The 12,262-nt window shown below is 41.0% G+C and carries 11 protein-coding genes, 1 tRNA gene and 3 pseudogenes; 9 read left to right on the top strand and 6 right to left on the bottom strand.

Annotated features, from left to right (window positions below; genetic code table 11):
* Window positions 1-9: 9 nt before the first annotated feature.
* Window positions 10-83: transfer RNA gene (locus ACRQ5D_RS07435), tRNA-Ala, on the top strand.
* Between the two features lie 161 nt (window positions 84-244).
* Here the strand turns inward: ACRQ5D_RS07435 and ACRQ5D_RS07430 are convergent.
* From ACRQ5D_RS07430 to ACRQ5D_RS07415, 4 genes and pseudogenes are all read right to left on the bottom strand, one after another.
* On the bottom strand, window positions 245-487 hold the full coding sequence (locus tag ACRQ5D_RS07430) for a hypothetical protein (RefSeq protein ID WP_431199340.1): 243 nt from the start codon (window positions 485-487) through the stop codon (window positions 245-247).
* 65 nt (window positions 488-552) lie between these two features.
* Window positions 553-1,755 carry a DEAD/DEAH box helicase gene (locus ACRQ5D_RS07425; RefSeq protein ID WP_431200966.1) on the bottom strand — a complete coding sequence of 401 codons (1,203 nt, stop codon included), beginning with the start codon at window positions 1,753-1,755 and terminating at the stop codon, window positions 553-555.
* Between the two features lie 30 nt (window positions 1,756-1,785).
* Window positions 1,786-2,252: pseudogene (locus ACRQ5D_RS07420) on the bottom strand (DEAD/DEAH box helicase); the annotation flags it as partial.
* A gap of 71 nt (window positions 2,253-2,323) precedes the next feature.
* The gene (locus ACRQ5D_RS07415; protein WP_432328611.1) at window positions 2,324-3,241 is read right to left on the bottom strand and encodes a TOTE conflict system archaeo-eukaryotic primase domain-containing protein; all 918 of its coding nucleotides are present in this window, start codon (window positions 3,239-3,241) and stop codon (window positions 2,324-2,326) included.
* Window positions 3,242-3,488: 247 nt separating this feature from the next.
* Here ACRQ5D_RS07415 and ACRQ5D_RS07410 point away from each other — a divergent pair, with 247 nt between their 5' ends.
* Window positions 3,489-3,710, top strand: a complete 222-nt coding sequence (locus ACRQ5D_RS07410) for an AAA family ATPase (protein ID WP_432328610.1) — start codon at window positions 3,489-3,491, stop codon at window positions 3,708-3,710.
* Window positions 3,697-4,587 (top strand): ATP-binding protein, encoded by an 891-nt coding sequence (locus ACRQ5D_RS07405; protein ID WP_432328609.1) that lies wholly within the window; start codon window positions 3,697-3,699, stop codon window positions 4,585-4,587. The genes ACRQ5D_RS07410 and ACRQ5D_RS07405 overlap by 14 nt, the downstream gene beginning before the upstream one ends.
* Window positions 4,588-4,954: 367 nt before the next feature.
* Here the strand turns inward: ACRQ5D_RS07405 and ACRQ5D_RS07400 are convergent, their stop codons facing one another.
* Both ACRQ5D_RS07400 and ACRQ5D_RS07395 read right to left on the bottom strand, forming a co-directional pair.
* Window positions 4,955-5,128, bottom strand: a complete 174-nt coding sequence (locus ACRQ5D_RS07400; RefSeq protein WP_176844487.1) for a hypothetical protein — start codon at window positions 5,126-5,128, stop codon at window positions 4,955-4,957.
* A 132-nt stretch (window positions 5,129-5,260) separates the two neighbouring features.
* Window positions 5,261-5,620, bottom strand: a complete 360-nt coding sequence (locus ACRQ5D_RS07395; RefSeq protein WP_091169620.1) for a winged helix-turn-helix transcriptional regulator — start codon at window positions 5,618-5,620, stop codon at window positions 5,261-5,263.
* A gap of 131 nt (window positions 5,621-5,751) precedes the next feature.
* Here ACRQ5D_RS07395 and ACRQ5D_RS07390 point away from each other — a divergent pair, with 131 nt between their 5' ends.
* The 6 genes and pseudogenes from ACRQ5D_RS07390 to ACRQ5D_RS07365 all read left to right on the top strand — a co-directional run bounded on the left by ACRQ5D_RS07390 (window position 5,752) and on the right by ACRQ5D_RS07365 (window position 12,197).
* Window positions 5,752-6,126: a DoxX family protein gene (locus ACRQ5D_RS07390; RefSeq protein ID WP_091169623.1), complete on the top strand. Its 375-nt coding sequence runs from the start codon at window positions 5,752-5,754 to the stop codon at window positions 6,124-6,126.
* A 3-nt stretch (window positions 6,127-6,129) separates the two neighbouring features.
* Window positions 6,130-6,843 (top strand): DsbA family oxidoreductase, encoded by a 714-nt coding sequence (locus ACRQ5D_RS07385; protein WP_091169625.1) that lies wholly within the window; start codon window positions 6,130-6,132, stop codon window positions 6,841-6,843.
* Window positions 6,844-6,873: 30 nt separating this feature from the next.
* Window positions 6,874-7,559 (top strand): annotated as a pseudogene (locus ACRQ5D_RS07380) (SDR family NAD(P)-dependent oxidoreductase).
* A 497-nt stretch (window positions 7,560-8,056) separates the two neighbouring features.
* Window positions 8,057-8,338, top strand: a pseudogene (locus tag ACRQ5D_RS07375) (two-component regulator propeller domain-containing protein); the annotation flags it as partial.
* A gap of 14 nt (window positions 8,339-8,352) precedes the next feature.
* Window positions 8,353-9,741 (top strand): ligand-binding sensor domain-containing protein, encoded by a 1,389-nt coding sequence (locus tag ACRQ5D_RS07370; RefSeq protein WP_431199338.1) that lies wholly within the window; start codon window positions 8,353-8,355, stop codon window positions 9,739-9,741.
* Complete coding sequence (locus ACRQ5D_RS07365; RefSeq protein WP_432328608.1) at window positions 9,732-12,197, top strand: ATP-binding protein; 2,466 nt, start codon at window positions 9,732-9,734, stop codon at window positions 12,195-12,197. Before ACRQ5D_RS07370 ends, ACRQ5D_RS07365 begins: the two co-directional genes overlap by 10 nt.
* The last annotated feature ends 65 nt before the right edge of the window (window positions 12,198-12,262 follow it).

Here is a 12,262-nt window from a genome sequence, read left to right as displayed (position 1 = left end):
GCCCACCACGGGGGATTAGCTCAGCTGGCTAGAGCGCTTGCATGGCATGCAAGAGGTCATCGGTTCGACTCCGATATTCTCCACTTGAATGCCTAAATAATTGATTTTCAATTATTTAGGCATTTTTTCATGGCTCCCTGATGGCGGACTTCTTTTTACAATATTTTAAACCGCTGGAAGTAAGTAGTTTAATTACTGCTGTTTAAAATAATTTATTCTCCACAAGGAATGTTTTGGAAATGAATTAGAACAGTTTTTCTTCCAATAAATCTTTCCAAATAATAAGCCCTTTTGAGTCTTTTGAATAGTCATGTACGATACGGCTAAAATGTTCGGGATTTGTTTCAAGATATTGCTGCCGCCCCTTTGTTCGTATCTGTCCAAGCAGCCCATCTATCTTCTTGATACTTCGTTCAAGTTCATAAACAGACTTTTCTATATGCCATATATAGGTCGCTTCTTCGGTGTCTAATGTTTCCCAAACCAAATGATATTGATTATTACCGGAAAGTAAAAATACAAAGGAGAAAGGTTCTAATACAAAACGGAGCTTCAGTATCGTTCGTTCGTGTTTTTGAGAAAGGTAACGGAGGTGTCGGTGATGTTTATATTGCTTAAGAGCCAGTATGTTTTCCAAAAGGTCATCTTCGTTGGTGTAAAGCAATTGCTCACCGCCCCCTGTAATTGACCTCCCTGTAATTGACCCGAATCCAATAAATTTTCTTCGCTTGCCGGGATGCTCTTGATGATTTCTTTATTCAAGAACCGGAACTTGACACTTTCAATAACCTCGCGGTTTAATTTATCAAGATCATTAGAAGAGGCCGATTTAAATACCAACCTGTTATATTGAAAAGTAGCCCGGATATTAACTAATGCTGTTGTGCTTTTAAGAAACCGGATAAAGTATGGTTTAAGTACGGTAAACTCCGGTCTAACATTCAGGTTTTCAATCTCAAACTCGACCTCCTTGCCATGAAATTCAGCAATGGGATATTTGAAAGCAATGCTGCCAAATCTGAACTCTAATTGTTCAATTGGCACCTCAATCTTCTCATTGATTTGATCACTTACTATTTCACTTTCATCTATAGGAGTTGTTAAACCATTTTGATCAAGCTTCTTATAATACAGGTTTCTTTTTTGAAATAGCCTTTCCAGGTAGCTGATCTTATGGTCACGATAATCGTAAATAACAGGCGATACTTCTGATCGTTGCACCCTGCCAATATATTGAATGAGTTTACCCTCAAAAGCAAATGGATAAACTAAGAATAAACATTCTATGTTTTGAATATCAGTTCCTTCGCCAAAATACTGGCCTGTTGTGATCAATACCTGGAAATCGCCTTTATTTATAGCTAACCATTTGGATTTTTTACTTAAGTCGGAATCCTCACCACTCAACGCAATGGTGTCGTAATGTTGTTTTAAATATTGTTGTAGGGAGGTAATATGCTCTTTCCGCTCTGTGATGATAACAGCTTTCTTACCAGCATTTAGCTGTGAAACTACATCATTTAAAATGAGTTGATTCCGTGTTGAATCATGGATCAAAATCTTAAAAAGTGTTTCGAACTTATCTGTTTTGGTATTAAACGGCACAAACAGGTCAGTATCTTTGAGGATGATCTGCGTACCCGTTTGATTTTGTACCTCCGGCGCTTTAACTTCATGGATTATCTCACCCAAGTGGATAAATATCAATTTGCCATCGTTGTATTTTCTGAATGGTGTAGCTGTAAGCCCATACATATAATAACTATTCAGTTTCCCAATAACCCGCTGATAGGTTTCCGCCGGTATATGGTGGCATTCATCAATGATAATGGTACCAAAAGCATTCATTAGTTCCATAGCCTCTGTTGATTCCAATGCTTTTTCCATACTTTGGACCATGGCAACAGTAATATGCTTACCAGGCCTTTTTTTCCCTGACCGATGCGACCAATATTTTCCTTAGGGATACCCAGGAAAGATTCTATTCGTTCTATCCACTGATCGGCCAACTGCTTACGGTGAACTAAAATGAGTGCCGGTTGCTGTTTATCTTTTATGATAGCTAAACTTAAAACCGTTTTACCAGAGCCGGGTGGAGCAACTATAACTCCAAAATCCTTTTTAGAAACCGCTTGCTGCGCGGGTAATTGATACTCCCGTAGTGTTATTGAGCCTTTGAAATTAACAGGTTCTGCTTTTTTCCTTTGATCTTGAAGAACATACTCAATTTGTTGCTCTTTACAGAAACGCAACAACCTTCCAATAAAACCTCTTGGAACTGAAATCGATTCTGACGTTTCGTTAACCAATTTAAAATAACGCTTTACACCGAATGTGTTTTTGTTGATGTTCTTTTTACCTGATACTCATTGTTGGCAAAGTTTAGCTCTTCTTTTAGAAAAGCAACAAGTGAGGCAGGTAAACCTATACGGCTGATATGAATTTCGTTACGCAACACAATTGCCAACTTTCCTGTAATGGGTTGTTCGTTTCGAAATAGTCCTGTAGAAATTTCATCTTGATTTGTTTGCTCTTTATAAATATAATTGAGTTGGCTTGTAGTGATCCTATTGATTGTTTTTAAAAAAGCCCATTGGTCATCAAATGACTGTAAGGTTTCGGGATCAATGAAACAGCTATTGCCATTACTCAAACTCGTTTTATTTAAAGGCAAAGCAATAAGGTTGCCTAATCCTTTTTTTGAATGATAATCCTGGTTGGGGAAAAGCCGGTCGAAGCTTGAGTTTTTATCGAATACAGAAATTAAACCTGCTTTCTGCAACAACGTCATCATTATCTTTCTGCTTCTGAATGCTTCATAAGGCGCTTCAAAAAACATCCAAACGTGACCGCCTTTGCCGGAACGTGAGCGTTCTAAGTAAGCTGGTATATCATATTCCTCACAAATTTTAATAAATGTTCTGCATTCTTCAATCCAATTCGCCTCGTCAAAATCTGCCGCAATGAACCAGGAAGTGTTATCTTGTAACAATGGGTACAAGCCGATAACCTGTTCGCCTTTAAGGTGTTTTATTAAATGGTCATCTGTTAACGATTGATATGTTTTATCAGTAAAGGTTTGAAAAGTACCGCCTTTCATTTGATGCAACCTATATCGGTGGGGATCAAAATTGTAAGCTGGCATATAGCTGCTTTTACCACCTTTTTCCCATCTTAATGCAAATACATCTTCCCTGCCTTTGAATAGGGACTTGTATAAATTTAATCGGTCATCTTTCATTTAGCTTTCTCCAAATTTATGAAACTAATTAATACCCATTATTTTCAGATAGTAAATCGGATTACATACAAAAGTATGATGCGTTACTTTATTCATGCAAATCGTAAGTAATCCTTATGTATTTTGTAATTTTAACCCATGTAAATTGTAAGTAATTCTTACCTTTACTTAGATTTATAGCTATGAGCAAATTTATTCAAAGACAAATTTCGCCTATTATAAAGGCTCAAAAAACAAATTTCCGGTATTGGCTGTTACCGGACCAAGACAATCAGGTAAGACTACTTTGTTGAAAGAGTTGTTCAGTGATTACCGCTATGTAAGTCTTGAAAACCCCAATACCCGCTCGTTTGCTTTGGATGACCCGATTGGTTTTCTAAATCAGTATGACCAGAAAGTTATCCTTGACGAGGTGCAACGGGTGCCGGAACTGTTTTCTTATATACAAGGCAGGGTTGACAGAATCTAAAATGATGGGGCAATATATCTTATCAGGTTCTCAAAATTTCCATCTGTTAAATAATATTACACAAACTCTGGCAGGCCGGGTTGCTTTATTCAAATTACTGCCGTTAGATTTTACGGAGTTAAAACGAACAGGTTTATTAGAAAATTCATACACGCAGGCAAGCATCAAAGGATTTTATCCGGCCATATTTGACAGGGATATTGATCCGGCTATTTTTTATGCTAATTATATTCAGACATACATTGAAAAAGATGTGACAGAATTAATGAACATAAGGGACCTTAAGCTATTTCGTACCTTCTTAGGTTTGTGTGCTGGTCGTGCGGGGCAATTACTGAATTTTAGTGCCTTGGCTAATGAGTGCGATATTTCACATAACACCGCCAAAGCCTGGCTGTCTATACTTGAAAGTAGCTACATTGTATTTCTTTTGCAGCCTTACCATCAAAACTTTAATAAGCGGTTGATTAAAAGTCCTAAATTATATTTTTATGATACTGGCCTTTTAAATCACTTATTGGGAACAAGAACTACCGAAGAACTGGAAGAAAATAGATTGAAAGGGCACATATTTGAAAACATGATCCTGGCGGAATATCAAAAACAGAACCACCATTTATACCTGCATCAGGATTATTATTTTTGGCAGGATAGTAATGCTCATGAGGTTGATCTGCTAATGAAAGAGGGTCAAAAATTTTCCATTTTTGAGATAAAGGCAACACAAACTATAAGTACCGCTTTGTTTAAGGAAATGGATCGGTTTGAAGAAATTGCAGCTCCTGCAAAGGTAAATAAGACGCTGATTTATGGTGGACCTGAAAATGAAAAGAGAACAAAGTATCACGTCATAAGTTGGCAAAATATTTCCGGTTAATAGGTCATTTTTTCATAAAAAAACACACTCAAAAACGGTGAAAAATTGAAAATAATTCTTAATCTGGTGAAAGACTTTTTTTGAACGATCTTCAAAAACCGCTTTTACAGTATTAAAAACTGCGATTTTAATCGTTTTTATCTCGAAGAAACTCTGACAAAAGTCAGCCAAAAACACGAAAATGCATAACAAAAAAAACCTCTCAGAGCCTCAAAAACAGCGTTTGAGTGTTGTTTTGGAGGTATTGAATAATCCGATATTATCCACTTGATAATCAAGTATTTACGATTTGTAAATGCTTTTTTTGTGCTTTATCAGGTTGTTTGGGGGCTTATTCAAGAAATTTTTTTCAAAAATTACGTCATATTCACCACCAAAACAGGCTAAAATCGCTTAGATAAAGCTTTCTGAAAAGTTCTTCATGAAAAAAGCATGCAAGAGGTTGCTCCAGAAGGCTTAAGGCCAATTGTTCAAGGTAATCAATCAACGCGCCTAAATGATAAACCGACAAAGCACTTTCGGCGTTGATCTTTGTAACCATTAATAGAGATGAAAAGGTCTTGTGTATTTTAGGTATTTGCCGCAAAATGGGCTTATGCTCGACAAAGCGGAAAGGATCCTAAGGGTTTCAACTTAGTTGGCGTCAGTATGCATAATAGAATTCCTGTTTAGCTTATTTTTTAAACAGGAATTTACGATGCGTAACTCCCCAGGCCGAAATAGCTTCAATTACTCCGCTTAAAGTCTTACCATGTTCTGTTAACTCATATTCCACCGTTATCGGCTTCGTAGGCATCACGGTCCGGACTACTATTTGATTTTGCTCCAGTTCCTGTAACTCTTTGGAAAGCATTTTGGCAGCAATACCATCTATTCCACGCAGCAGATCCATAAACCGCACCTTGCCATATAGCAGAAGCCATCCGATAATCTGAATTTTCCATTTCCCAGATAATAAGATCATTGTATCCTTTATCGCAATCAATTGCTCTTTACAATCAGGTATTTCCGGGGCTTGCTTTTTTGTATTCATATACTGCAAAATTACGATGGTCGATTTATGGTTAGCGGCTTAGTTTCATAGAGGAAACCGGTTTCCAAAGGGTAACAGATAACATTTATAAAGTTACTTCAAAATAATTTTGTGCCGTAAATATTTGAACCATGCAGAAAGAAAAAAGAATTTATTGGATAGTTATCATTATCGCCATGGCGCTGATTGTGCTGCCGTCCTATTTTGCCCCGAAAGCGTATTTAATAGAGTCCATACACAGACTTGGCTTCCCGGTTTACTTTGGTCTGGAATTAGACATCTGTAAGATCGTTGGCGCCATAATTATCCTCATCCCCGCCGTACCCGTTATGTTCAAAGAATGGGCTTATGTCGCTTTCGGAATATTGCTGCTTTCCGCAAGCCTGGGGCACTGGCTCGCTGATGGCCCTGCAAAAGGTACAGCACCGCTGATCCCGTTTGCCATACTATGTGTATCCTACTATTATTTCAGAAAACTAAACTATCCGGTGACCGCAAAACGCTGAAAAATGAAAATAGAGATCTGGAGCGATGTGATGTGCCCGTTTTGTTATATCGGCAAGAGAAATTTTGAGGCTGCCCTGGCAAAATTTCCTGACAGGGATGATATAGAGGTAGAATGGAAAAGTTTCCGGCTTGACCCTGCCATGCCGGAAGTGCCGCGGTATCAGGAAAACATGTACCAGTTTGTGGCTGCACGTAAAGGGATCAGCTATGACCAGTCAGTTGCCATGCATGAACAGGTAGCAAGGATGGCTGAGAATGCAGGTCTTGACTATCAGTTCGATAAAATGCTTGTCACTAACTCGCTGAAAGCGCATCGTATTATCCAAATGGCAAAAACAAAGGGACTGGGAGAAAAAGCAGAAGAACGACTGTTTTATGCCTATTTCACAGAGGGCAAGAATCTTTCTGATGATGCGGTTCTAACAGAACTTGGAATCAGTATAGGCCTGACGGCTACAGAGGTAAAAGAAGCCCTCACCAATCCTGTTTTTCAACATCAGGTAGAAGCCGACGGTGCAGAAGCATCCAGGCTGGGGGCAAAAGGGGTTCCTTTCTTTGTAATAGATCGCAAATATGCCATCGCTGGCGCTCAGCCTGGTACTGAAATTCTTAAAGTACTGCAAACTGCTTACGCTGAATGGAAGAAGGACAACCCCGGCCTGATCCATGTTAGACAGGGTAATACCTGTGCGCCCGGTAATGACTGTACAAATTAACCGATCAATGAAAAAACAAAAAGAATAAAGATGAAAAAAACAATAGCCATTGTGGGTGCGGGTCCGGGTGTAGGATTTGCCGTGGCAGAAAAATTCGGAATTGAAGGCTACAATGTTGCGCTGCTTGCGAGAAATGTGGAAAAACTAAATGCGCTGAAAGACGATCTGTTAAAAAAGGCATTGAGGCTGCAACTTTCCAGGCCGATATATTAGACCGGGGGCAGTTGACCAGCGCGCTGCAAGAGGTTATCCACCATTACGGAGCAATTGATATATTGGAATTCAGTCCGACCCCCACCTGGGAAAGTATGCGGACTGCCCGGAATATAGATATAGCAAATGAACAATATCATCTCGACTACCAGGTACTCGCTGCAATAACTGCCGTGCAGGTTGTACTCCCACAAATGCTGGAAAGGAAAGACGGTAGCGTCTTGTTTACTACGGCATCCTCCGCCCAGCATCCAGTAAACAGAACCGCCAGCTTCGGCGTTGCCGCAGGCGCTTTATTAAATTATGCGCGGTTGCTCAACATGGACCTGAAAGAGGACGGCATTTTTGCTGGTATTGTGTCAATTGGTGCTTTGGTTGTAAGTGAGGGTAAACACAAAGGGGATTTTCCGGATGGAATGCCAACGATAACAGCAGCAGAGGTGGCAGAAGCGCATTGGAATCTTTATAACCAACGCAATGTTGCAGAAATCATGTTGCCTTAATTTGGCGGCGGAGTTTTGACTATCAGCGTTGAAGCAGATCCACGCAAATGCAATTGAATAAAAGTTTTTCGCGTTCGATTAGATCAAGTATATGGATATTTCGGAGGTCTTGGCCATTATATTCCATGCGCTTGAGGGCACAAAACTACTCTCAGAGCCCAAAAACCGTGTTTGGGAGTTGTTTTTGAGGCCCTGAATAATCCGATCTCCGCATCTTTTTCGCAAAATCCGCCGAGTTTCGCAAGAAATCGGCGGATTTTCTTTTTTACATACGTTTTTAAACAGTCTGGGATATCCCAAAAATGATGGCGATAAGACCCGCAGCCGCCTGATAAAAGGACGAAATCTTTGAGGATAAGCCTGGAAATACCATATAGTCATAAATTAACAATGATATTTGCATCAACCGGGTTATATTTGTCAAAACAACACCAATTAAAATAAATTACTGAAGCCTTTATTGGTTGCTGCGAGTGACTATTCATCAAATTTTAATCATGCTTAAGTTTAAAAGCTGTTATATATTGACATGCCTGCTCTTTTTGTGCGTCCCATCTCAAATTTATGGACAGGCTGCTATAAACTTTACATCTATTACAATAAAAGAAGGATTGTCTTCGAATACCGTAAATACCATTATAAAAGACCGGTTTGGATTGATGTGGTTTGGAACGGGAAACGGGCTTAATAAATTCGATGGCAGTAATTTCGTTATTTACAGGCATGGCGCATCTGGTAATAGTATTCCTTCCAACGAAGTTTTGTCAATGTTTGAAGATAAAAGTGGGCGGATATGGGTTGGTACCAGCGGAGGGGGCTTTCTTATTACAACCGCAAGTTTGATCGATTCGAGCCTTTCAGGGGAGACGGTTCCTGGCCAGAAATTTCAGACATATCAGTCAGGGCTATTTGCCAGGACCACCAGGGCAAATTATGGGTAGGCACCTATGAAGACCTCCGGATAATCGATCCGAAAACCGGCAGAATTACGCCTGTTAAGATTCCGGAACCTGATAAAAAGGACGCGGGCGCGTTTGTCGTGCTCTCTTTGTTCGAAGATAGTCGACAGCGGATGTGGGTTGGTACCAATTATGGGTTATACCTGTATGAATGGTCATCAAATTCCTTCAAAAGGTTTTCGCACAATGAGCAGGACAGGTACGTGTTAAGTAATAACACGGTTAAAGCAATCATTGAAGATAGAAAAGGCAGCATTTGGTTTGGTACGTACGACGGGCTGAACAAGTGGACAGATGACGGGCATTTTGAAATTTTTCGTTCTGGCAATCAATCGCCCCTGGGTCTGGACAATAACGCAATTTTCACGATGTGCCTGGCTAAAGACGGAAAGATCTGGATCGGAACAGAGGGTGGGGTCAATTTATTCGATCCTCAACTGGAGGTTTTTCAACAATTGACCGCAGATCCCAGGAATGCGGGCAGCCTGAAAAGCAATTCCATACGCAGCATATTTATTGACCCTGCAGGTATATATTGGGTTGGAACTTTTACCGAAGGGATCGGAAAATACGACCCTCATCTTGCACTCTTCAATCACAAGAAAAGTGACCCTTTCGATCCTCTCGGTTTAAAATCGCCGCTTGTAACCGCTTTCGCGGAATGCAGCAGCGGTGACATTTTTGTAGGGACCGACGCAGGTATTGCTTTGCTCGACAAAAAGACAGGTCTTTTGCATTCGTATGATATACAAAGTAAGTTGAAACGCCGCGGAAGCTCACTGGCCGTAACATCACTTTATATCGATAGGAAAGGAAACTTGTGGGCGGGAACTTACCATAACGGGCTTTTCCGAATCGACACCGCTACTCATAGATATGTACAATATACAGCTGACGGCAATGGTCATGGAATTTGTAGCAATGATATTACTTGTATTAACGCCGACGCGAGTGGCAGAATTTGGATAGGTACACTGGGTCGGGGAATAGATATATATGATGAAAATAGCCAATCATTTTCACATCTGACAAGTCAAAACGGGGCCGGCGGCCAGAGCCGGAGTTTACCCGTTAACGGTTTTATTTCTTCTGTTATTCCGGGCCGGGACGGGCGCATGTGGATTGCTTCGATGGGAACTGGAATTGTAGTGCTTGATACTGAGCATCAAAAGTGGACGCATTACAATAAAAAAATTCGGCACTGGCCGACGACGTGGTACTGAACTTATTTGTAACCAATGACGGCAGTGTTTGGTCTGGCACCAAACAGGGGATTAGCTACTTTGACGAGAAATCAAAAAAATTCATTTCTTACGGTGAAGATCAGGGCCTGGCTAATTCCTTCGTAAAATTAATTTTGCAAGACGATAAAGGTTTCCTGTGGTTAAGCACAGATCGCGGAATCAGTTCGTTTGATTACAAAAGAAGGGTTTTCCGCAATTTTACTAACGAAAACGGCGTACAGCAAGGAGCTTTTTCTTCAGGCTCAGGAATTAAAACCCGGGACGGCAATCTTTATTTTGGAGGTCAGGACGGCTTTAATTTTTTTAATCCATCGAGATTACCGGTTGTCTCTCGTCCCGGACGGGTAATTCTAAGCAATTTAACCGTTGATAATGCGATAGTAAATCCGGGAAATGAGTCGCCGATTCATGAGCATATCAGTACCGCAAAAGAAGTCACTTTGAAATATGGCCAAAATTTTTCCATCGGCTATGTGGCACTGGATTATACATCTCCTAAACAGAATTTATATGCTTACCGGCTAAAAGGTTTTGATAAAGCCTGGAATTATGTTCAAAATATTCGGACAGCCAGCTATACCAATATTGATCCCGGGACATACAGTTTTGAGGTGATGGCCAGTAAAGATGAAAACCACTGGAATAACCCGGTGACGACGATCAGGATAACTATATTGCCGCCGTTTTGGCGAACAGTTTATGCCTATATTGCTTACGTGGTTATTTTAGGATCGGCTTTGTTTTTCATAAGGAGACGTGGTATTCAGAAGATCCGGAGGCAATTTGAGCAGGCCCAGGAGAAACTTCAAGTTAGTCAGCTTATTGAACAGGAAAGGCGGGAAGCTGAACGTTTGCATGAGCTGGACGTGCTGAAAATAAAGTTTTTAACGGATCTAAGCCACGAGTTTCGAACCCCGGTGTCGCTGATCCTGGCCCCGGTCGAAAAACTGCTCGAAAAATCTGTTCCGGGGAATGACATCGAGGATCTGAAAATGATCAATAGAAATGGTCGCAGGTTACTCAACCTGGTCAACCAGTTGCTTGACTTTCGTAAAATGGAAGAGCAAAAGTTGAAGCTCAGCCTTTCGGCGGGAGAGATTATGTCTTTTATCACCGAGTCGTGCGAAGCATTTCAGGATCTTGCTTTAAAAAAACAGGTTACACTGGAAGTTGATGTGCAACAGGAAGAGGTGCGGGCTTACTTTGACCCCGATAAACTGGAGCGGGTTATTTTCAACTTGTTGTCTAACGCGTTTAAATTCACCCCTGCCGGCGGGGTGGTTTCTGTAAGCGCACGGACTGAAAAGAGTTCGTTGTTGAGCACAGGCTTGCTGCTTAAGGTTACTGATACCGGAATTGGTATACAGGCCGATGATCTCGAAAAAATATTTGAACGCTTTTATCAATCGCGCCAAAGCAGTGCAATAGTCAACCAGGGTACCGGCATAGGCCTCTCCATAACCAAGGAATTTGTAGAACTTCACGGCGGCACCATTCAGGCGGAAAGTATAGCGGGACAGGGAACAAGCTTTTTAGTAAGGCTTCCGCTCACCGCTGCGGTGGAGGCCGGTACCTGCGAAACACCTCCCGTTTCTAATGGAAAAAACGTTAAAGACAGGCAGACCGGCAATGAAAACCCTGAACTAAAGCCAACCGTACTATTGGTAGAGGACAATGACGAATTCCGCTCCTATTTGTCGGATCACCTGAAAAAATACTATCATATTATTGAGGCGGCCCACGGTAAAGAAGGATGGCAAAAAACACTTGGCGCCCATGTTAACCTGGTTGTCAGTGATATCAACATGCCCCACATGGATGGGATTGAGTTGAGCAAAAAAATTAAAGCCGATAAGCGCACCTGCCATACCCCTGTAATATTATTAACGGCAACAACAGGGGAAGAGCATCAGTTAAAAGGCCTCAAAACAGGCGCTAATGACTATCTTACGAAGCCTTTTAATTTCCAAATCCTGCAAACCAAGATCGATAACCTTCTTGACCTGAACAAAAATCTAAAGGATACATATTCCAGGCAGATACAGATGGTTAGCCCACAGGTTGAAATGGAGTCGGCCGACGTAAAGCTTTTAAATTCGATCATGAAATATATAGAAGATCAATTAAGTGAGCCGGGGCTGTCAGTTGAAGAACTGAGCCGGCATGTGGGCATGAGCAGGGGATCACTTTATTACAAACTTCTGGAAATTACGGGGCAAACCCCGGTGGAGTACATCCGCAACGTCAAACTTGACAAAGCAGCCCAGTTGCTGGAAATCAGTGATTATAATGTAGCTCAGATCGCCTATATCACAGGCTTCGGCACACCCAGTTATTTTTCGCGGATCTTTAAAACACGCTTCGGCATGTTACCGTCGGAGTACATGATCATCAAAAGGAATATGTCTAAAAACAAGCCCACTCCTGCAATTTAAGGCGTCCTATAGCTCCGCAGCCATCTTTTTATACAATGGTCATGTATCGGAAGCAGCATTCCGGA

This window comes from Mucilaginibacter sp. P25, assembly GCF_050859465.1.
In the GTDB taxonomy this organism is placed as follows: Bacteria; Bacteroidota; Bacteroidia; order Sphingobacteriales; family Sphingobacteriaceae; genus Mucilaginibacter; species Mucilaginibacter gossypii.
This window is presented reverse-complemented; position numbering and strand designations above follow the sequence as displayed.